The organism is Streptomyces sp. NPDC051364, assembly GCF_040682115.1.
GTDB lineage: Bacteria > Actinomycetota > Actinomycetes > Streptomycetales > Streptomycetaceae > Streptomyces.
The window spans coordinates 182,133-203,039 of record NZ_JBFBAH010000009.1 but is presented as its reverse complement, the minus strand read 5'-3'; the positions used below and the strand labels follow the sequence as shown (position 1 = coordinate 203,039).

At 73.2% G+C, this 20,907-nt stretch carries 19 protein-coding genes; 9 read left to right on the top strand and 10 right to left on the bottom strand.

Annotation, left to right across the window (positions count from 1 at the left end; all coding sequences use genetic code 11):
* Positions 1 to 16: 16 nt before the first annotated feature.
* The 3 genes from AB0M76_RS21210 to AB0M76_RS21200 all read right to left on the bottom strand — a co-directional run bounded on the left by AB0M76_RS21210 (position 17) and on the right by AB0M76_RS21200 (position 3,906).
* Positions 17 to 1,672: a GMC oxidoreductase gene (locus AB0M76_RS21210; protein ID WP_365954318.1), complete on the bottom strand. Its 1,656-nt coding sequence runs from the start codon at positions 1,670 to 1,672 to the stop codon at positions 17 to 19.
* Between the two features lie 91 nt (positions 1,673 to 1,763).
* Entirely contained in the window at positions 1,764 to 2,390 is a 627-nt protein-coding gene (locus AB0M76_RS21205) for a DUF6629 family protein (protein ID WP_365954317.1), read from the bottom strand.
* Between the two features lie 10 nt (positions 2,391 to 2,400).
* Positions 2,401 to 3,906, bottom strand: coding sequence for an MFS transporter (locus AB0M76_RS21200; RefSeq protein WP_365954316.1), 1,506 nt, complete (start codon positions 3,904 to 3,906; stop codon positions 2,401 to 2,403).
* 163 nt (positions 3,907 to 4,069) lie between these two features.
* On the opposite strand from AB0M76_RS21200, the gene AB0M76_RS21195 reads away from it, so the two are divergent.
* Entirely contained in the window at positions 4,070 to 7,633 is a 3,564-nt protein-coding gene (locus tag AB0M76_RS21195) for a S8 family serine peptidase (protein ID WP_365954315.1), read from the top strand.
* Positions 7,634 to 7,694: 61 nt separating this feature from the next.
* On the opposite strand, the gene AB0M76_RS21190 is transcribed toward AB0M76_RS21195, so the two are convergent.
* The gene (locus tag AB0M76_RS21190) at positions 7,695 to 8,426 is read right to left on the bottom strand and encodes an ATP-grasp domain-containing protein (RefSeq protein ID WP_365954314.1); all 732 of its coding nucleotides are present in this window, start codon (positions 8,424 to 8,426) and stop codon (positions 7,695 to 7,697) included.
* A 185-nt stretch (positions 8,427 to 8,611) separates the two neighbouring features.
* On the opposite strand from AB0M76_RS21190, the gene AB0M76_RS21185 reads away from it, so the two are divergent.
* From AB0M76_RS21185 to AB0M76_RS21160, 6 genes are all read left to right on the top strand, one after another.
* Positions 8,612 to 9,475, top strand: coding sequence for a hypothetical protein (locus tag AB0M76_RS21185; protein WP_365954313.1), 864 nt, complete (start codon positions 8,612 to 8,614; stop codon positions 9,473 to 9,475).
* Positions 9,476 to 9,509: 34 nt separating this feature from the next.
* A complete protein-coding gene (locus AB0M76_RS21180) occupies positions 9,510 to 9,761 on the top strand; it encodes a hypothetical protein (protein WP_365954312.1) in 252 nt (83 codons plus the stop codon).
* A gap of 3 nt (positions 9,762 to 9,764) precedes the next feature.
* A complete protein-coding gene (locus AB0M76_RS21175; protein ID WP_365954311.1) occupies positions 9,765 to 10,025 on the top strand; it encodes a hypothetical protein in 261 nt (86 codons plus the stop codon).
* 88 nt (positions 10,026 to 10,113) lie between these two features.
* Complete coding sequence (locus AB0M76_RS21170; RefSeq protein WP_365954310.1) at positions 10,114 to 11,373, top strand: cytochrome P450; 1,260 nt, start codon at positions 10,114 to 10,116, stop codon at positions 11,371 to 11,373.
* A 35-nt stretch (positions 11,374 to 11,408) separates the two neighbouring features.
* The gene (locus AB0M76_RS21165; protein WP_365954309.1) at positions 11,409 to 12,194 is read left to right on the top strand and encodes a hypothetical protein; all 786 of its coding nucleotides are present in this window, start codon (positions 11,409 to 11,411) and stop codon (positions 12,192 to 12,194) included.
* Positions 12,191 to 12,481, top strand: coding sequence for a hypothetical protein (locus tag AB0M76_RS21160; RefSeq protein ID WP_365954308.1), 291 nt, complete (start codon positions 12,191 to 12,193; stop codon positions 12,479 to 12,481). The genes AB0M76_RS21165 and AB0M76_RS21160 overlap by 4 nt, the downstream gene beginning before the upstream one ends.
* On the opposite strand, the gene AB0M76_RS21155 is transcribed toward AB0M76_RS21160, so the two are convergent.
* Both AB0M76_RS21155 and AB0M76_RS21150 read right to left on the bottom strand, forming a co-directional pair.
* Positions 12,429 to 13,826: a gluconate:H+ symporter gene (locus AB0M76_RS21155; protein ID WP_365954307.1), complete on the bottom strand. Its 1,398-nt coding sequence runs from the start codon at positions 13,824 to 13,826 to the stop codon at positions 12,429 to 12,431. The two genes, AB0M76_RS21160 and AB0M76_RS21155, sit on opposite strands and share 53 nt — an antisense overlap.
* A 10-nt stretch (positions 13,827 to 13,836) precedes the next feature.
* Positions 13,837 to 14,412, bottom strand: coding sequence for a gluconokinase (locus AB0M76_RS21150; RefSeq protein WP_365954306.1), 576 nt, complete (start codon positions 14,410 to 14,412; stop codon positions 13,837 to 13,839).
* A 105-nt stretch (positions 14,413 to 14,517) separates the two neighbouring features.
* Here AB0M76_RS21150 and AB0M76_RS21145 point away from each other — a divergent pair, with 105 nt between their 5' ends.
* Both AB0M76_RS21145 and AB0M76_RS21140 read left to right on the top strand, forming a co-directional pair.
* Positions 14,518 to 15,234: an FCD domain-containing protein gene (locus tag AB0M76_RS21145; RefSeq protein WP_365954305.1), complete on the top strand. Its 717-nt coding sequence runs from the start codon at positions 14,518 to 14,520 to the stop codon at positions 15,232 to 15,234.
* Between the two features lie 50 nt (positions 15,235 to 15,284).
* Complete coding sequence (locus AB0M76_RS21140) at positions 15,285 to 16,199, top strand: hypothetical protein (RefSeq protein WP_365954304.1); 915 nt, start codon at positions 15,285 to 15,287, stop codon at positions 16,197 to 16,199.
* On the opposite strand, the gene AB0M76_RS21135 is transcribed toward AB0M76_RS21140, so the two are convergent.
* The 4 genes from AB0M76_RS21135 to AB0M76_RS21120 form a co-directional block, all read right to left on the bottom strand.
* The gene (locus AB0M76_RS21135) at positions 16,196 to 17,056 is read right to left on the bottom strand and encodes an NAD(P)-dependent oxidoreductase (RefSeq protein ID WP_365954303.1); all 861 of its coding nucleotides are present in this window, start codon (positions 17,054 to 17,056) and stop codon (positions 16,196 to 16,198) included. The two genes, AB0M76_RS21140 and AB0M76_RS21135, sit on opposite strands and share 4 nt — an antisense overlap.
* A 122-nt stretch (positions 17,057 to 17,178) precedes the next feature.
* A complete protein-coding gene (locus tag AB0M76_RS21130) occupies positions 17,179 to 18,306 on the bottom strand; it encodes a MerR family transcriptional regulator (protein ID WP_365954302.1) in 1,128 nt (375 codons plus the stop codon).
* Positions 18,307 to 18,425: 119 nt separating this feature from the next.
* Positions 18,426 to 18,830 carry a VOC family protein gene (locus AB0M76_RS21125; protein WP_365954301.1) on the bottom strand — a complete coding sequence of 135 codons (405 nt, stop codon included), beginning with the start codon at positions 18,828 to 18,830 and terminating at the stop codon, positions 18,426 to 18,428.
* A gap of 64 nt (positions 18,831 to 18,894) precedes the next feature.
* Positions 18,895 to 20,796 carry an ABC transporter ATP-binding protein gene (locus AB0M76_RS21120; RefSeq protein WP_365954300.1) on the bottom strand — a complete coding sequence of 634 codons (1,902 nt, stop codon included), beginning with the start codon at positions 20,794 to 20,796 and terminating at the stop codon, positions 18,895 to 18,897.
* Positions 20,797 to 20,907 lie beyond the last annotated feature (111 nt).

Below are 20,907 nucleotides of genomic sequence, written 5' to 3'. Positions count from 1 at the left end.
TCTGCGTACGGATCGCCTACAGGTCGGTGGCGATGATCTTCTCGATGTTGCGCTCGGCGAGCGCCGTGATGGTGACGAACGGGTTGACGCTGGTGTTGCCGGGGATCAGCGCGCCGTCGATCACGTACAGGCCGGTGTAGCCGTGCAGGCGGCCGTAGTTGTCGGTGGCCTTGTCCAGGACCGCGCCGCCGAGCGGGTGGTAGGTGAGGTGGTCGCCCCAGATCTTGTTGGTGCCGAACAGATCCGTCCGGTAGATCGTCCCCTCCTTGGAGTTGATCTTGTCGAAGATGCTCTTGGCCATGTCGATGGACGGCTGCTTCCACGCCGTCTGCCAGTTCAGCTCGACGTTGCCCGAGGCCGCGTTGTACGTGAACTCGGCGCGGTGCGGGTTCTTGGTGATCGACAGGTAGAAGGAGGCGTACGTCTCGATCCCGGTCGGCAGCGGCGCCACCTCGGCGAACGCCCCGCCCGCGTCCCAGTTGTCGATGCCGCCGCAGGGGATGGAGGCCTGGACCTTGCCGGTCGGGTCCCACAGGTGGTTGGCCCGCCCGCACATGACGTTGCCGTTGTCGCCCCAGCCCTTGCCGATCTCACCGTTCAGGGCGGGCAGTGCGCCGGTGGCCTTGAGCTTGACGAGCAGCTTGCTGGTGCCGACGCTGCCGGCCGCGAAGAACACCTTGTCGGCGACCACGGTCTTGGTGGCGGTGGTGGCGCCGGTGGTGTTGATCTGGTCGATGACGACCGTGTAGCCGCCGTCGGCCGCGGGGGAGACGGAAGTGACCTTGTGCAGCGGGGAGATGGTGACCTTGCCCGTGGACCTGGCCTGGGCGAGATAGGTCTTCTGCAGCGATTTCTTGCCGTAGTTGTTGCCGTAGAGGATCTCCCCGGCGACCGCGGACTTGGGGGCGGTCCCGGCGGCCTCCTGCTTCATGTAGTCCCAGTCGTAGACGTCCGGGACGAAGACGAACGGGAAGCCGGAGCGCTGGGCGTGCTTGCGGCCGACGCGGGCGAACTGGTAGCAGTCGACGGTGTCGAACCAGGCAGGGTCGACCAGGCCGACCCCGAGACCGGCATTGGCCCGCGGGTAGTAGGTGGTGTACATCTCGTCGGCGTTCACCGACGGGAGGATGGCGGCGAAGTTCGCACGCTTCGGCGTGACCGCCATACCGCCGTTGACCAGGGAACCGCCGCCGACGCCGCGGCCCTGGTAGACGATGATGCCGCCCATCTCCTCGGCGTCCAGGATCCCGGTGTAGCGGGGGATGTCCTTGTCGATCGGGAAGCCGAGGAAGTTGCTCAGCGGCTGCTTGGTCTTGGTCCGCAGCCAGTAGGAGCGCTGGTCCGGACTGGTCGTGTTGCAGAAGATCTTGCCGTCCGGGCCCGGGGTGTCCCAGGCCATGCCCATCTCGATCATGTGGACGTCGACGCCGGCCTGGGCGAGTCGCAGGGCGGCTACGGACCCTCCGTAGCCGGTGCCGATCACCAGAGCCGGTACGTGCGCGCCGTTGTCGATGGGGCCGCCGGCCGCTGCCACTGAGGCGACGGTCCGCGCGTGCGCCGGGGTGATCTGACCGGCCAGGGCCGCCGCCCCGAGAATAGAACTTGTTCTAGCTATGAATCCACGACGCGAGATCCCGTTGGAGCCGGATTTGTGCAGGGCTTTGTCACTCATGTGACGCTCCTCACTTTCGGCGGAATGGGAACGAGTTCTACTGCCGGTCGCATGGGAAGTCACTACATACGTCTAGGTAACTTTCGGCCTGTCATGTCACAGGGGCGCCGGGCCGCGGGCGCCGTACCCACCCCAGGACCAGCAGGGACGCGACCGCCGCGAAGGCGCACCAGGTGGAGGCGAATTCCAGCCGCCACAGCGCTGAGCAGGCCAATGCCCCGGCGCCGAGCACCGCACCGAGAAGCCGTAGCCGCCGGTCGCCCGACAGCAGCAGGGCGCCCAGCGTGGCGAACAGGTAGCCCGCGAGGACGAGCGGCATCCACGGAACATTCACGCCGTAGCCGAGGGTGTGCCCCCGGATCTCGGCGGTCGCCGGCCGGGTCGCGAGGCAGTACGAGAGCACCGCGGCGGTGGCGAGACCGGCGGCAGCCGGCCCCCACAGGCGGCGGCGGTCCTCCGGAGCGGCCGCGAGCAGCACCCCGAGCGGCACCCACACGGGCAGCACCGGGAGGGCGATCACCACCCAGGCCGTGGTGGCCGGGCCGCAGCCGCCGCCCGCGTGCCACACCGCGGCCTCGACCAGCTGGTGGACGCCCAGCAGCAGGGGCAGCGCGGCGACGGGCAGGTCGCGGGCCCGCCGTACGCGCGCCACGCACACGATCCCGACGGCGGTGATGACCGCACCCGCCGTCAGGTCGGCCGTGGCGCTCCAGCACATGGCGCGCCGGTCAGGGCTTCGCCGCCCTCGGGGGTTCGAGCGGCGGGGATGTCGTCGCGCAGAAGGTGTGGCACTCCGGGTGGCACCCCGCTCCCGGCACGGGCTTGCGCACGGTGGTCCAGGCCACGGCGGCGCCCGCCACCAGCAGCCCCGCGCACCACAGCATGGACCGCCCGAACGCGGCGTCGAACTCGGACGCCGAGCGGTACGCGTCCGGCCCCATGCCGGCCAGCAGCGGCAGCGCCGCCACCGCCAGCAGCCCGGCCGCCCGCGCGGCCGCGTTGTTGATGCCGCTGGCCAGGCCCGCCCGGCCGGGGTCCACCGAGGACAGCACGGTCGCCGTCAGCGGAGCCACCAGGGCCACCATGCCCATGCCCATCACGATCAGCGCCGGCAGCACGTCCCGTACGTACGAGGCGTCCGGCCCCACCCGCAGCATCAGCAGCAGTGCGGCCGCGCACAGCAGCGGCCCCACCGTGAGCGGGATCCGCGGCCCGATCTTCTCTCCGAGCGCCCCCGACCGGGCCGAAAGCAGCAGCATCAGCGCGGTCGTCGGCAGCAGCGCCGCCCCCGCGGCCAGCGCCGAGTAGCCGGAGACCACCTGGAGCTGGAGGACGACGAGGAAGAAGAACCCGCTGAAGGCCGCGTACACGAACAGGGTGACCACGTTGACGGCGGTGAACTGCCGGGAGGCGAAGATGTCGGGCGGCAGCATCGGATCGGCCCGGTGCCGCTCGACGTACACGAACACGGCGGACAGCAGCACGCCCCCGACGGCCGAGACGATCACCAGCGGGGACCCGGAACGGGCCTCGATCAGCGCGTACGTCACCAGGGCGAGGGCCGCGGCCCCCAGGACGGCGCCGAGCACGTCGAACCGCCCGTGCGCCTGCGGATCACGCGATTCCGGTACGTGCCGCAGGGCGATCGGCACACACACCGCGGCCACCGGCACGTTCAGCAGGAACACCCAGCGCCAGCCCGGCCCGTCCACCAGCCAGCCGCCGAGGAACGGCCCCACGGCCGCGCCCACCCCGCCGAACCCCGACCACAGCCCGACGGCCCGGGCCCGGTCCTCGGCGGCGATCGAGCCCTGGATCAGCGCGAGCGAACCGGGGGTCAGCAGTGCGCCGCCCACGCCCTGGAGGGCCCGCGCGGCCACCAGGACCCCGGCGTTGGGTGCGATCCCGCACAGCAGCGAGGCGGCCGCGAACCACACCACGCCGAGGACGAAGATCCGGCGCCGCCCGAACCGGTCGCCCAGCGCCCCGCCGACCAGGATCAGCCCGGCCAGGGTGAGCATGTACGCGTTGACCGTCCACTGGAGGACGGCCAGGTCGGCGCCCAGGTCCACCCCGATGGTGGGGAGGGCGACGTTGACGACGGTGGAGTCGAGCAGGGCCATGGTCGACCCGAGCACGGTGGCGAGCACGATCCACCGGCCCCGGGCCGAGGCGAGCACGACACCGGGCCCGGCCGGAGCGTTCGGTGCGGCGCCCGGCACTGGATCGGTCATGTCTTCAGGCTGGCCCGCCCGGCGCGGAAGGGCCACCCAGGCGCGCAGCATACGGCTCATTAGGCCCTCTTGTAATGAGCATGACCCCTCCTTCACCATGACCGCGCACGTCACGCACGCCCTTCCCGCACAACCTGCACACGGCGTCCGAGGAGGACCACACGTGGCCCAACGCAACAGACGACGATCCTTGCGCGCGGCGCTCGCCGCTCTCACGGCAGTCCTGCTGTTACCCGTCGGCGCGGGCGTTGCAGCGGCCGCGCCGGAACCCGGGCCCACCCCCGGAGCGGCCGAGCGCAAGATCGAGCCGAAGCTCCGCGCCCAGCTCGACGACTCCGCCAAAGCCGCCTTCTGGGTCTACCTGGACAGCGCCGCCGACCTCACGGCGGCGGGCAAGCAGAAGACCCGGGCCGCCAAGGCAGAAACGGTTCTGCACGCCAAACAGCAGCACGCCGCGCGCAGCCAGGCCGAGGTGATCAAGGCCCTGGACGGCGCGAAGGCCGAGTACACCTCGTACTGGATCGTGAACGCCGTCCGCGTCGTCGGCAGCCAGAAACTCGCCGGGACCCTCGCGCAGCGCCCCGAGGTCTCCCGGATCGACGCAGACGACAAGGTCACCCTCCCCAAGCCCGCCGAGGGCAAGCGGGAGAAGGCCGCCGCCGACGCCGTCGAGTGGAACATCGACCGCATCAAGGCCCCGCAGGTCTGGGACCAGCTCGGCGTGCGCGGCGAGGGCATCGTCGTCGCCAACATCGACAGCGGCGTCGACTACACGCACCCGGCCGTGAACGGCCAGTACCGCGGCAAGAGCGCCGACGGTTCGTACGACCACAACTACAACTGGTTCGATCCGGCCGGCGTCTGTCCCACCGCGGCCCCCTGCGACAACAACGACCACGGCACCCACACCATGGGCACGATGGTCGGCGACGACGGCGGCGCCAACAAGATCGGCGTGGCCCCCGGCGCCAAATGGATCGCCGCGAAGGGCTGTGAGACCAACTCCTGCTCCGAGGCCTCCCTCCTCGCCGCCGGCCAGTGGGTCGTCGCCCCGACCGACCTGAACGGCCAGAACCCGCGCCCCGACCTCGCCCCGCACATCGTCAACAACTCCTGGGGCAGCGCGACGCACGACGACTGGTACCAGCAGATCGTCGACGCCTGGCGCGCTGCCGGCATCTTCCCCGCGTTCTCCAACGGGAACTCCGGCCCCGGCTGCGCCACCAGCGGATCGCCCGGCGACTACGCGAGCTCCTACAGCTCCGGCGCCTTCGACATCAACGGCGCGATCGCACCGTTCTCCTCGCGCGGTGCGGGCCCCGGCGGCATCATCAAGCCGAACATCGCGGCCCCCGGCGTGAACGTCCGCTCCTCCGTCCCCGGCGGCGGGTACGAGGCCTTCTCCGGCACCTCCATGGCCTCACCGCACACCGCGGCCACCGTGGCCCTGCTCTGGTCCGCCGCACCCGCCCTCGAAGGCGACATCGCGCAGACCGAGCAGCTGCTGAACGGCACCGCCCAGGACACCGACAACGGCCAGTGCGGCGGCAACGCCGCAGACAACAACGTCTTCGGCGAGGGCAAGCTCGACGCGCTCGCCGCCGTCTCGGGCGCCCCGCGCGGCGCCATCGGCGCCGTCTCCGGCACCGTCCGCTCCGGCGGCGAGCCCGTCGCGGGCGTCAAGGTCACCGCCACCGGACCGATCGGCCGTACGACGACCACCGCGGCCGACGGCACCTACACCTTCCGCTCCCTGTCGGTCGGCGCCTACACCCTGACGGCCGCCAAGTTCGGCTACGGCCAGGCGACCGCCACGGCGACGGTGACCGAGAACGCCACCGCCACCGGCGACTTCAGCCTCACCCAGGCCCCCTCCGGCAAGCTCACCGGCACCGTCACCTCGGCCGCCGGACCCGCTGCGGGCGCCACCGTCACCGTCACGGACACCCCGGTGACCGCGACCGCCGACGCGCAGGGCCGCTTCGAGGTCACCTTGCCGCACGGCACGTACGAGGTACGGGCCACGCACTCCTCCCGGTGCGTCACCGGCGGCAGTGCCCAGACCACCGTCGCCGGCGACACCACGGTGGCGGTCAACCTGCCGGAGCGCACCGACGGCTACGGCTACGCCTGCTCCACCGCGGCCAGCCGCCCGTACGCGGCGGGGGACCGGCAGCTCGCGCTGACCGGCGACAACACCACCGAGCGCGTCGACCTGCCGTTCTCCGTCCCGCTGTACGGCAAGACGTACGGCCAGGCCTGGATCGGGACGAACGGCACCGTCAGCTTCGGCGGCAACAACACCGGTGACATCAACGGGGACATCCCGAGCACGGCCACGCCCAACGCGGCGCTGTACCCGTTCTGGGACGACCTGGTCGTCGGCGCGGCCGGCAGCGGCTCGGGCGTCTTCACCGGCGTCACCGGCACCGCCCCGCACCGGACGTACGTGATCGAGTGGCGCGAGGTGTCCCACTGGTCGGCGCAGACCGACAAGTTCTCGTTCTCGGCGGCGATCGGCGAGGACGGCACCGTCGCGTACACGTACAAGGGGACGGGCGGCACCGGCATCAAGGGCGGCTCCACGGCCACGGTCGGCGTGGAGAACGCGGCGGGCACGGACGCCTTCAAGTACTCCTTCAACCAGGCGGTCGTCACCGACGGCCTGGCCATCGCCTTCAGGACCACCAAGAGCGGCGTGGTCGCGGGCCGGGTGCTCGACGCGAACGACGGCAACGGCGTCGCGGGAGCCACGGTGACCGTCGGCACCGGCGACACGGCGGTGTCGGCGACCACGGCGGCGGACGGCGGATACGTCGTCCAGAGCCCGTCCGGTTCGCGGGCGGTGTCCCTCGCGGCCCCCTCGTACGAATCCGCGGCGGCGACCGTGGACGTCAAGGCGGCCGACGTCACGACGGTGACGCAGTCGCTGCGCACGGGCCGGGTCACCGCCGCCCAGCCGGCGGTGGAGGTCGTCCTCCCCGCCGACCAGAAGCGGACCCGCACCCTCGACCTCACCAACCCGGGCCTCGGCACGGACTTCACGGTGACCGAGGACGCGGCCTGGCTGACGGCCACCCCGGGGACGGGGAACCTGCCGACGGGAGGCAAGGCCGCGGTCACCCTGGCCGTGGACACCAAGGGCCTGACCGCCGGGACGGTCCTGACAGCCGACCTGAAGATCACCTCGGCCAGTGGGCGCGCGCCGGTGCTCACCGTGCCGGTCAAGGTCGTGGTCCCGCGCTACCAGGTCGCCCTGGACGCGGGCTCCGACTACACGGCCACGGACACCCTGGGGGACAGCTGGTCCCCGGACCGCAAGTACACGGCCGGCTCGTACGGCTACCAGGGCAACTCCTCGGTGCACGCCACCGGCCGCACGATCGCCGGCACGGCCGAGCAGAAGCTGTTCCGCAACGCCCGTGAGGGCATGTACGAATACCGCTTCGACAACGTCCCGAACGGCACGTACACCGTGGAGCTCGGCTTCGCGGAGCTGTCCTCGACGAAGCCGAACAAGCGCGTCTTCGACGTCCTGGCCGAGGGCACGCAGGTTCTGCCCTCGCTGGACATCTCGCTGGAGGCGGGTACGTACACGGCCCTGACCCGGACGTACACGGTCACGGTCACGGACGGGGTGCTCAACGTCCGCTTCGTCGCGCACGGGGGCTACGGCAAGCCGTTGCTGAACTCCCTGCGGGTGACGGACCGCCCCGACAAGAGCTGACGCGGTCGGGCGGATCTTTCGGGGGCGGGGCGCCGTGGGGCGCCCCGCCCCTTCCGGTCCGTCAGCGCAGGAACGCCCGGTCGCGGTCGGCGACGCAGTGCACCGGGGCGGCGGCGCGCAGGACGACGTCGAGGGCGCGCTGCGGATCGCACGCGTACGTGCCGCTCGCCCAGGCGGCGTTGGCCTCGATCACCGACCAGCGGCCGTCCGCGACACCGACGTCGACGACGATCGCGGACGGGAGGGTGGTGAAGGGGAGCCGTTCCGCGAAGGCCACCGCCTCGTCGGCAGCAGGGCCGAGGCTCAGGCGGCCGTCCTCCGCGTACCGGCTCGCGGTGTGCACGGCGCCGTCGAGGAGGTACGTCCGGTACTCGGCCGTGAAGCTTGCGACATCGCTGACCAGCACCTCCGTCTCGGGATCCACGGCGTCCGGGCCGGGGAGACGGGAGCCGTCGGCGTAGACCAGGGCCGGGATCGACTTGTCGTTGGGCGACTTCACGAAGACGGGCCGGCGCAGTGCACAGGCCTCACGGATCGGGACCAGGCGGACCTCCCGGCCGGTGAACTCCCGCGGCAGCCGCGCCAGCCAGTCCGCCGGGGCCTCCAGTAGCCCGATCCCGAGCCGGGGCGCCACGGCGTCGGCGAATCCCGGCCCGGCATGCAGATGCCGGGCCCGCAGCCCTTCGGGCACGGCGAAGGTGTCCAGCTGCACGGTGTCCAGCCCGCGCGCGCGGGCGGCGTCCCGGAGCCGGGCGGCGGAGTCGGTGATGCGGGGCGGCAGGATCAAGGTCACGGAGCGACCCTGCCAGCCGTACTGCCGGACAGCACATGGTTTTCCGGCCCGCGGGCCCGCCAGGTCCGGGCGCAGGCCGGTGGGTGGCTCGCGGCTGGCATTCGGGTGGCGCCGGGGCGAATCCGCGCCGACTTCGTGGCGACGCGCCCGCGGGGGCGGTCGGCCGGTGGCTAGCGTGGGGACCCATGACGCTCCAGAGCGACCATGCCGAAGCGGCCGAGCCGGCCGACACAGCCGAGGGAGTCGACGTGCCCGACGCGGTCAAGACAGCCCACCGGGGCGAGCCGACCGGTGTGGGCCAGGCGGCCGACGTGGGCGGGGTGGCCGACGCGGCAGATGGGGTCGACCCTGCCGACGTGGCCGAGCGGGTTCGGGCCGTACTGCAAGCCGCGGATCCCGGCGCGGCGTGGGCGGTCGGGGGGCCGGACGGGTTCCATGCCGGATCGCAGGACGACGGCTCGGCCCTCGATGTCGGGGGCCTGAGCCCCGTGCTCGCCGTTTGGCCAGTGATCGGGAGCCTCGTCGCCGAAGAGGCCCTGCGGCTGCACACCCCCCTCACGGGGTACGGGACCGAAGCCCCCGCCGGGACCACCGCACACCACCTGCTCAGCCACTCCACCGGCCCCGCGGCCCATGCCACCCTCACCCGTCTCGCCGAGCACCTCACCGGCAGCCCCCTCGCGGAGCTCGCCGCCACCCGCATCTGGCACCCTCTCGGCATGGCCGGCACGTGCTTCGCCGACGGCACGCTGCGCGCCCCCCTGGCCGACCTCGTCCGCTTCCTGAGTCACCTCCTCTCCCCGGCGGACCACCCCGTCACCCGCGCCTGGATCACCGAGTCCCTCCGCATCCGGACGGGCGAGCTGACCCCCGCCCGGGGCCTCCTCTGGCACCCGGCCCCGCACGGCACCTGGTCGTACGGCGAAACCCCGACGGTCTGGGTCTCCCCCCGCCGACACCGCTGGGCGATCCTCCTCCCCACCCACCCCCCAGGCCCCCTCCGCCACACCTTCCGCGACACGGCCTTCGCCCCAACTCCCCATCCTTGAGCGCACATTGACGTGACAGGGGGAGTGGGCCGGAATGCGGAGAACGCGACAGAAGGACCGTGACCGGCCCGGCCCGCAGTCCCCGTGGGACGAGGTCGTGCCCGGCCTCTGGATGGGCGGGCACTACTGGACCGATCCCGCCGGGGAACTGCGTCCCGTCGTGGTCGGCTCCGAGTTCGACCTGGTGATCAGCCTCTACGCGCGCTCCGGGCACGGCCCCGGCCCCCACGTGGAACACCTCGTCGCGGAGATACCCGACGGGCCGCTCACCGCCGCGGAGTTGTAGGAAGTGCAGGGGCTCGCCCGTTCGGGGGTGGCGGCGCTCGACCGGGGGCGCACCACCCTCGTGCGGTGCCATTCCGGGTACAACCGGTCGGGGCTCGTCGTTGCGCAGGTGCTCGTCGAACGGGGGACGCCGGTCGACGAGGCCGTGGCGCCGGTGCGGCGCCGGCGGTCGCCCTGGGCGCTGAGCAACGACGCCTTCACCTCCTACCTCTCCGCCGGGCTCGATGTCGCCGCGCTGCTCGTGGGGCTGGACCCGCTCGGGTAGTGCTCGGGGCGCGGTCGCCGCGAGGCCGACGTACGGTGAGCTCGATGTCACCGACCGTTGGTTTCCCGCTGCGCGCGGAGGTACACGGATGCGCACGCTTCACGAGGCCGCCCTCGACGTGCTGCGCGTACGGCGTCGGCGCCCGCCGGAGGACCCCGCCGCCCGGACCGGCCGCCGCGCGCGGCCTCGGGCGGCCCGATCCCAGGGAGGCGGTGCAGCCATGACCGGTCCCGGTACGACCCAGTCGGCCGTCTCACGCGGACAGCAGGCGCGGGCCGGGCGCGCCGGGTCCGTCCGGTTCGCCGCCGGCCGCGCCCTCCCGCTCTTCGTCCGCGGCTCCGGCGGTGCCCGCCCCGTCTTCTCCGCCGACACGCTGCGCGCGCTGCGGGCCCGCCACGGCGGGGCGCCCGTCCTCGTCCGCGGGCTGTCGGGGGCCGTGCTCGTCCTGCTGGACCGGCAGGAACTGCGTCAGTTCTACGAGGCCGAGGCCGAGGCCGAAGCCGAAGCCGCCGTCTTGTCGCCCGGAGCCGGCGAAATCCGCCCGTGCGGGGCCGTCCGCAGCATCATCGCCGAGGAGGCCCGGCACCTGACCGCCGCCGCCACCCTCGACCTGGCCCGCGCCCGGCACACCGTGGCCCGCGCCGCCCGGCGGATCGTGCTCGGCGACGCCGCTGCCGCGGGGGACGAGCAACTCACCGGCCTGCTCGGCCGGCTGCGCCGCCGCGGCCGGGAGCGTGCCGGGGCGGCCGACGGGCACACCCGGCTCGGCGGGGCCGGCGCGTACGCCGACCGGGAGGAGCGGGCCCTGCGGGCCATGGACTGCATCCCCGCGACCCTGCTGCGCACCCTGCTCCTGCTCGCCGCCCATCCCGCCGAGCAGGCTTCGGCGGCCGCCGAAGCCGCCGGATCGGCGGCCCCGGGGGAACTGCCCCGGTTGCGCGCCTGCGTACGGGAGTGCCTGCGCCTGTACCCGGCGGTGCCCGACCTGATCCGGGTCACCCGCACCGAGACCGAGTGGCGGGGCGTGCGCCACCCGGCAGGCACCTCCGTCCTGCTGCCCGCCCACTTCCACCAGCGCGACCCGGAACACGTGCCCGCCGCGCACGTCTTCGTACCGGGCCGCTGGAAGACCCCCGGCGCGGACGAGGACGTCCGGATGGCCCCGTTCGGGCACGGCCCGGGACGCTGCCCGGGCGACCGGCTGGGCCTGCTGATCACCACCGCGCTGTGCGCCGAGGTCCTGCGCCGTCGCCGCATCACGGGCACCCGGCCGGTGCTCGACCCGCCCGGACCGCTGCCCATGGCGCTCGATCCGCGCGGCATCCGGCTCACCCTCACCCGCCGCTGACGCCACCCTCCCCACCGACATCCCGCGAGGATTCCATGTCCGACGCCGCGACCTCCGCGCCCACCGACCCGGACGTCGAACTGCTCGACGCGCTGTGCCGCGAGCTCGCCGAGGCCGCCGACGCCGTCGGCGAAGCCGCCCGGCACGCCTCCGAACTGGCCCTCGGCCCCCGTCTCCCGGCCGCCGCCCTGAGCCGCCGCCGGGCCCGTGCCCGCGCCCGCTCGCGGCTCGGCTGGCGCACCCTGCTGCGCACCCTCACCGATCCGGCGGGCCTGGGCTGGGCCCCGCGCGGCCGGGGAGTCGCGCGGGCCGGCTGGTTCGCCGGGATCCTCACCGGCCGCGAGAGCCTCGCCGTCAGCCTCGCCGTCTGCGGTCTCAAGGCCCGGATCCGGGTGGCGAGCGCCGGCCGTCCCGATCTGCTGGACGACCCCGACTGCGCGGCGATCCTGCGCGCCGTGGACGAGGACCGGCAGGCGGCGGCCGTCCGTGTGTTCCGCCGGCTCGTGCGGGACCGGGGCGCCGAGCGGGCGTTCGCGCTGCTGTCGCCGTCCTTCGCCGACCTGTTCGCCTGGAACGCCCTGACCGACGTGAATCCGTTCAACGACCACGCAGGCTGGCAGGTGGCCACCGGCCGGGCCGTGCCCGCCGAACCACTGCTCGGACTCGGCGCCGCCGTACGGGCGTTCTTCGACCGGGACCGCGAGTCGCGCCACCGGCCCACCACGACCGCCCCGGCCGGTCCGCACAAAGGCTGCGTCCACACCATCGGCCTCATCGGCACCGGCGGCATCCTCCTCGTCCAGCCCTGGCGCAGCCGGTGAGCCCCGCCACCCGGCTGCACTCCGGTCCGCCGGACCCGGCCGACGGCCTGCGCAGCCACTCCGTCGTCCTGCGCGGCCATGCGCGCCGGCTGCGCGCCGCCGCCGAAGCGCTGGACTGGCAGGGCCCGCAGGCCGACGCGTTCCGCGCCGAGGTCGCCGCCCTGGCCGACCGCTGCGCCACCGCCGCGAACGGCCTCGCCGTGGCCGCCGCGCAGTTGGAGGACGGCAGCGGCACTACAGGACGAGTGACAGCAGCAGGACGAAGCCCAGCCCGACGACCGAGATGATGGTCTCCATCACCGACCAGGTCTTGATCGTCTGTCCGACCGCCATGCCGAAGTACTCCTTGACCAGCCAGAACCCGGCGTCGTTGACGTGGCTGAAGAACAGCGAGCCCGACCCGATCGCCAGCACCAGCAGCGCCGTCTCCGTGGTCGACATGCCCGCGGCGAGCGGGGCCACCAGGCCGGCCGCCGAGATCGTGGCGACCGTCGCCGAGCCCGTGGCCAGGCGGATGGCCACCGCGATCAGCCAGGCCAGCAGCAGGGCCGGGATGGACCAGCCCTGCGACAGCTCCAGGATCATCCGGCCGACGCCCACGTCGATCAGGGTCTGCTTGAAGCCCCCGCCCGCGCCCACGATCAGCAGGATGCCCGCGATCGGGGCCAGCGACTTCTCCACGGTCGTGGAGATCCGTGCCTTGGTGAACCCGGCCGCCCGGCCGAGGGTGAACATGCCCACCAGCACCGCCGTGAGCAGGGCGATCAGCGGGGATCCCGCGACGTCCGTGACCCGCTGCAGGCCGTTCTCCGGGTCGTCGACAACGATGTCCACCAGTGCCTTCACGAGCATCAGCGCCACCGGCAGCAGCACGGTGAACACCGTCGCCCCGAACCGGGGGCGGTGCTCGAGCTCCGCCGACGGCCGCTGCGGGATCATGTGCTCGGGCGCCGGGATGTCCACCCAGCGGGCCGCGTACTTGGAGAACAGCGGCCCGGCGATGATCACCGTCGGGATCGCCACCAGCACGCCGAGGGCGAGCGTGACGCCGAGGTTCGCGTGGAGCGCGTCGATGGCGACGAGCGGGCCGGGGTGCGGCGGGATCAGCCCGTGCATCACGGAGAGGCCGGCCAGCGCAGGGATGCCGATCCGCATCAGCGAGTAGTTGCCGCGCTTGGCCACCAGCAGCACCACCGGGATCAGCAGCACGATGCCGACCTCGAAGAAGAGCGGCAGCCCGATCACCGAGGCGATCAGCACCATGGCCCAGGGCATCGCCCGGCCCCTGGCCTTGGCGAGGATGGTGTCGACGATCTCGTCCGCGCCGCCCGAGTCCGCGAGCAGCCGGCCCAGGATCGCGCCGAGCGCGATCAGTACGCCGACCCCCGCGACGGTGGCGCCGAGCCCGGCGGTGAAGCTGGCGATCGTCTTGTCCGGCGGGGCGCCCGCGAACACCCCGAGGGCGAGCGAGCCGACCGTCAGCGCCAGGAAGGCGTGCAGCTTGAGGCGGGTGATGAGCAGCACGATGACGGCGATGCCCGCGAGGACGGCCACGCCCAGCTGGGCGTCCCCGGCCGAGGTGATCGGGGCGGGCGCGGCCGCTCCCAGTATCTCGACGTTGAGACCTGTCACGTTGGGTCCTTCAGCTTTCTCGGGAGGGAGCGGCGGGCGGGCACACGCCAGGGAGCGCGGACAGCGCGGCCAGGGCCCGTTCGGTGATCTCCGCGGGTGATCCGGACACGTCGACGACGACGCCGAGTTCGTCCTGCTGGAGCGGCTCCAGCGTGGCGAACTGCGAATCCAGCAGGGCGGCCGGCATGAAATGGCCCGTGCGCGCCGTCATCCGCCGCTCGATCAGCGGGCGCTCGCCGGTGAGGTGCACGAACACCGCGTCGGGCGCGGCGCTGCGCAGCCGGTCGCGGTAGGCGCGCTTGAGCGCCGACGAGGCCACCACCGCGCCCCGGCCCGCGGGCCGGGCGCGGATCCACTCGCCGATGGCGTCCAGCCAGGGCCACCGGTCGGCGTCGCCCAGCGGAATCCCGGCGGACATCTTGGCGACGTTGGCCGCCGGGTGGAACGCATCGCCCTCCACGTACGGGACGCCGAGCGCGTCCGCGAGCATCCCGCCCACGGTCGTCTTGCCCGTGCCGGCCACGCCCATCACCACCAGCACGCGCTGGGTGCCGCTCACGTCGTACCTCGCTGTCTTCGTCGACATCGGTTCGTGCGCCCTCACTGAAGCCTATTAAGTAGTACGTATTCAAGAGTCCGGCGGTAAACATCACATCTTTGGTTCGCCGAGAGGTCACCGTACGCTTGCGCCATGACCACTGAAGGCCAGGGACTCCACTCCCACGTGCTGGACACCCTCGGCCTGGCGATCACCGCGGGGGAGCACCCGCCGGGCAGTGTCCTGCGCACCGACGAGATCGCCGAGCGCTTCGACGCCTCGCGCACGGTGGTCCGCGAGGTCGTCCGCGTGCTGGAGTCCATGCAACTGGTCGAGTCCCGCCGCCGGGTCGGCGTCACGGTGCGCCCGACCGAGGAGTGGAACGTCTACGACCCGCGCGTCATCCGCTGGCGCCTCGCCGGCACCGACCGCCCCCGCCAGCTGCGCTCCCTGACCGTGCTGCGTTCCGCGGTCGAGCCCGTCGCGGCCGGTCTCGCCGCCGCCCGGGCCACCCCCGACCAGTGCGCCGCCCTCACGGAGGCGGCCCTCGGCATGGTCCGCACCTCGCGCGGCCACCAGCTCGACGGCTACCTGCGCCACGACATCGCGTTCCACCGGATCGTGCTGAACGCCTCCGGCAACGAGATGTTCGCCCGGCTCGGCGATGTCGTCGCCGAGGTCCTGACCGGCCGTACGCAGCACGCGGTGATGTTCCACGATCCCGACCCGGCCGCCGTCACCCTGCACGTCCAGGTCGCCGAGGCCGTACGGGAGGGCGACGCGGCCCGCGCCGAGGCCCTGACCCGGCAGATCGCGGTGGGCGCCCTGGAGGAACTCGACGTCCTCGCGCCGGCGCCCGCCTCCCCGTGACGGGCCTCCCGGCCGACAGAGCGGAACAAGTCATTCAATAGAGTCGGGCCATGAAGTTCTTCAGGTCCAAGTCCGCCACCTCGTACGATCCCCACCTGCCCGCCCTGACGGCCCCCCAGGCCGAGCACCTCCGGGAACTGGTGCACCGTCATCACGCCGACCAGGGCCTACAGGTCACCGTCGCCGGCGACTCCGTCCACGCACCCCAGGGCACCCGGGCCCTGCACAACCTCGCCGAGTTCGTCCGCCGCGCCGACCCGCGGGACTGGCCCCGCATCGTGGATCAGCACTTCACCGCCCTCGACAACGCCTCCCGGTCGACGGCGGACACCCCCGACCGGACGCTGCGCAGCGCGTACCTGCGGCTCGTGCCCGAGGACGCCATCCCGCCGCAGGCCGCCCCCTCCTTCAGCTACACCCGCCGCATCGCGCCCGGACTGCTGGAGACGCTCGCGCTCGACCTCCCCGACGCCGTACGGATCCTCGACGACCAGGATGTCGCGAGCATCGGCCTCGAAGCGCTGCGTACGGCCGGCCGCGCCAACCTGGTCGCCGAGCCCGTCGAGTACGAGACGACGCGCACGCAGAGCGGCGGGCTGCTGCACATCGTCTCGGGCGAGTCGATGTTCGTCGCGAGCAAGGCGCTGGTCCTCGACGAGCTCGTCCGCTCCGTGACGGGAAGCCATCTGCCTGCCGACGGCGCCCTGTTCACCGTGCCCAGCCGGCACCACCTGGTCTTCCACCCGCTGGCGGACCACCACGTGGTCGGCGCCGTCAACGACCTGGCCGCCTTCGGCCTCGGCGCCTACCAGGACAACAACCCGGGCCCCCTCTCACCGCGGCTGTACTGGTGGCACCGGGGCGCCGTGACGAGCCTGACGCAGATCGACGACGCGACCCGGTCCTTCTCGGTGGTCCCGCCCGACGAACTGATGGCTGTCATGCGCCGCCTGCACACTCCCTAAGGCGTATCGGCGAAGCCGGCGAAGTAGGCGGCGGCCATGTCCTGTTCGGCGTGGCCGCGGGCCGCCGCGCGGTGGAGGCGGGCGGCGGTGGCCCGGGCCAGGTCGACGGCCACGCCCGCCCGGTCCGCCGCCTCCGCGATCAGGCCGGTGTCCTTCTCGGCGCCGTGCACCGTGAAGCTCGGGGCGAAGTCCCGTTCCAGGACGGCCTTCATCTTCGCCTGGAGGTACGGGTTGTCCATCGGGCCGCCGGTCACCGCCTGCGCGAACAGGCCCGGGTCCACCCCCAGCCCCTCCGCCAGCGCGAGGGCCTCGCCGACCGCCGCCGTCAACGTGATCGCGTACCCGACCGTCGTCAGCTTCAGGCGGGTCGCCGCCCCCGCCTCCTCCCCGGCCCGGAGCGTCTTGGCGCCCACCGCGGCGAACACCGGCTCCAGCCGCGGATCCGCCGGTCCGGAGGCCAGTACCACCAGCGTCCCGGCCTCCGCGGGCTGCCGGGTCCCCTGCACCGGGGCGTCCACGAACACCAGGCCGTGCTCCCGGGCGAAGCCGGCCAGCTCCTCGAGCGCGACCACGCCGACCGTGCTCATCTGCGCCCACACCTGCCCGGCGCGCAGCCCCGGCACGGCCGCGGCCATCGCCTGCGCCACCGCCGTGCCGTCCGTCAGCATGGTCAGCACCACATCGGCCCCGGCGACCGCCTCGGCCGGGCTGTCCGCGACGACCGCGCCCTCCGCGGCCAGCGGCTCGGCCTTCTCCCGGGTCCGGTTCCACACCCGCAGCCCGAGCCCGGCCCGCAGCAGGTTCCGGGCCATCCCCGAGCCCATGATCCCGGTGCCCAGCAGTGCGACAGTCTCCACGGCGTCACTTCCCTTCCGGATGTGTCCAGTTGCCCGCCCAGTCTGGACGCCGCGCGCCACCGGCGGGTCACCCCACGCCCGGCGCCATGCCCTGCATAGGCGGACGGCTTCCGATTCCGGATTCACGAGACCTGATCTCCGTCGGCCGGTAGGGCGGGCAGGGCTACGGGCATGACCAGCGTCGTGAAGCTGCCCTGGTCGGCGGAGCGGACCAGGACCGGGCGGGCGGGCGCCAAGGAGATCTCCAGCAGGACGTCCGGCCCGACGGCGGCCTCCAGGGCCGGTGCCAGCACCGCCGGGTCGAAGCCGATCCGCACCGGCTCGGCCTCCTCGCGTACGGCGGCCAGCCGGGCGGCGCAGGCGCCGGTGTCCGGCCGGGACACGAGCAGCCGGTCGCGGCCCAGTTCGACCGCGACGGCCGGGACGCCGTCGCCGCACGTGTCGAGGGCGGCGATCAGCGCGGCCCGGTCCACGACCACCCGGTGGGCGGGACCGTCGAGGGCCGCCAGCATCTCCCGGTACGCGGGGAACGGGCCGTCGGACAGCGCCACCTCGCGGGAGCCGCCCGGATGCCGGACCGTGAGCGGGATCCGGGCCGCCTCGGGGCCGGCGGTCACCGTCACCTCGGCGGCCCGGGCCGCCCAAGCCCCCAGCGCGACCAGGGCGTCCGCCTCGATCAGGAACCGGCCCGGCGGCCCGCTCAGGGCCGAGGGCCGCAGCGTACGCAGGGCGAACCGGTAGCGGTCGGTGGCCACGAAGCGGACCTCGTCCTCCTCGAACTCCACCAGCACACAGCCCAGGACCGGATGTCCGGGATCCCGCCCGGCGGCCGGCGCCACCTGCCGGGCCGCGCTCGCCAACTCGGCTCCGCCGAGCGTGAACTCGGTGACCGCCGGGCCGCCGGGCAGCCCGCCCAGCACCGCCCCGATCGCCGCGTCGGCGGCCCGCCCACGCTCCCGGACGGCCGCCCGGTGCCGCTCCAGCACCTCCCGGGCCCCCTCGGGCGGCCCGTCGAGTACGGCGACCACGTCGGCCAGCGCCAGCCCGGCGGCGCGCAGATCGCGCAGCAGCGCGGCCCGCGGCTCCTGCGCGGCGGTGTAGTGGCGGTAGCCGGTCGCGGGGTCCACATGGGCGGGCAGCAGCACGCGGCAGTCATCGTAGAAGCGGAGGGCGCTGGGTGCGAGTCCGACCCTGCGGGCGAACGCGCTGATGGTCATCAGGTCGGGCGAGGTGTCGCCGGTATCGTCCATGACGGCGATTGTCGACTTTCATCCCGCTTGAAGGTCAACTCACCGCCGCCGCAGCGGCCTGCCGCCCGGCCTGCAGAGCCCCTGGGTCGTGTCGTCAACGTCCCGTCGGGCCGGCGACGCTACGTTGACGACACTCCCTGGCTTTCGGCTGCCGCCGTCGTGCGCGGCGTCGTCTGCTGCACCGCCCAGCCATTGCCGTCGGGGTCGGAGAAGTAGACGAACGAGCCCCACGGCATGTCCTGGATCTCCGTCACCTCGATGCCCCGGCCGCACAGGTCCTCGTACGCCTCCTCGATGTCGGTGACGACGACCTGCATATTGTCCAGCGAGCCCGGGGCCATCCGGGTGAGGCCCTTGCCCAGGGCGATCGAGCAGGCCGACCCCGGCGGGGTCAGCTGCACGAAGCGGATGTCCTCGCTCACGGTGACGTCGTGATCGGCATGGAAGCCGACCCGCTCGTAGAAGGCCTTGGCCCGGTCGACGTCGGTGACGGGGACGGCGACCAGCTCCAGCTTGATGTCCATCGGTGCTCCACGTGCTCCACGGTCGGTGGTCGGCGGCGGCTCGCCGCATGAGGGCCTCCCGGCATCATGCTCCAGCAGCCGGTACGGCGCCGCCCGGCGCGGCATCCGCCGCCGCGAACTGGGTCCGGTACAGCTCCTCGTACCGCCCGCCCGCGGCCAACAGCTCCGGGTGCGTCCCGCGCTCCACGATCCGGCCGTCCTCGACCACCAGGATCAGGTCGGCCGCCTGTACGGTCGACAGCCGGTGCGCGATGACCACCGCGGTCCGGCCCGCCAGGGCCTCGCCCAGGGCCTCCTGCACCGCCGCCTCCGAGGTGGAGTCCAGGTGCGCCGTGGCCTCGTCCAGGATCACCACCCGCTGCCGGGCCAGCAGCAGCCGCGCGATGGTCAGCCGCTGGCGCTCACCGCCCGAGAGGCGGTAGCCGCGCTCGCCGACCACGGTGTCCAGGCCGTCCGGGAGCGAGGCGACCAGCCCGTCGAGCCGCGAGCGCCGCAGGGCCTCCCAGATCTCCTCCTCGCCCGCACCCGGCCGGGCCAGCAGCAGGTTGGCCCGCACCGACTCGTGGAACAGGTGCCCGTCCTGGGTGACCATGCCGAGCGTCTCCCTGATGGAGTCGGCCGTGAGGTCCCGTACGTCGACCCCGCCCAGGCGGACGGCGCCCGCATCGGCGTCGTACAGCCGCGGCAGCAACTGCGCGATGGTCGACTTGCCGGCGCCGGACGAGCCGACCAGGGCGATCATCTGCCCGGGCTCGGCGCGGAACGACACCTCGTGCAGGACCTGCGTACCGCCGCGGGCGTCGAGGACCGCGACCTCCTCCAGCGAGGCGAGCGAGACCTTGTCGGGGGAGGGGTAGCCGAAGGAGACCCGGTCGAACTCCACGGCCACCGGCCCGTCCGGCACCCGACGGGCGTCCGGCTTCTGGGCGATCAGCGGCTTCAGGTCGAGGATCTCGAAGACCCGCTCGAAGCTCACCAGGGCGCTCATCACCTCGACGCGGGCCCCGGCGAGCGAGGTCAGCGGGGCGTACAGCCGGGTCAGGAGCAGGGCGAGGGCGACGACGTTCCCGGCGTCCAGGGTCCCGCGCAGGGCGTAGTACCCGCCGAGCCCGTAGACGAGCGCGAGCGCGAGGGCCGAGACCAGGGTGAGCGCGGTGATGAACGCCGACTGGGCCATCGCCGTACGGATCCCGATGTCCCGTACGCGCGCCGCCCGCGCCGCGAACTCCGCGGACTCGTCGGCGGGCCGCCCGAAGAGTTTGACGAGGGTGGCGCCCGGCGCGGAGAAGCGCTCGGTCATCTGGGTGCCCATTGCCGCGTTCAGCGTCGACGCCTCCCGCTGCATGGCGGCCATCCGCGTCCCCATCCGGCGCGCCGGCAGCACGAACACGGGCAGCAGGACGAGGGCCAGCAGGGTGATCTGCCAGGAGATGCTCAGCATCACGGCCAGCGTCAGCAGCAGGGTCACCGTGTTGGCCACCACCCCGGACAGGGTGTTGCTGAACGCCCGCTGGGCGCCGATCACATCGTTGTTGAGCCGGCTGACCAGCGCCCCGGTCCGGGTCCGGGTGAAGAAGGCCACCGGCATCCGCTGCACGTGGTCGAAGACGGCCGTCCGCAGGTCCAGGATCAGCCCCTCCCCGAGCGTGGCCGACAGCTTGCGGGTGAGCAGCCCGAGCCCCGCCTCCACGACCGCGATCACCGCGATGAGCAGGGCGAGCCGGGTGACCGCACCGCTGTCCCGGCCGTCCACGATGGCGGTGACCACCCGGCTCGCGAGGACCGGGGTGGCCACCGCGAGCAGCGCGGTCACCACGCTGAGCAGCAGGAACAGGGTGAGCCCGCGGCGGTGCGGGCGGGCGAATGCGGCGACCCGGCGCAGGCTCGCCCGGGAGAGCGGGCGCCGGTCCTGCTGGGCGTTCATCGCGCTGTGCAGCGATGTCCAGGCGGTGACTTCCATGTCCATGGTGGGAACGTTAAGACCTAAACCAAACTTGAGGTCAATGCATTGGCCGGATCGGTACCGAACCCCCGCTCGTACGAGGGATGTTCACGCATCCTGTGGGCTGTCGGTGGG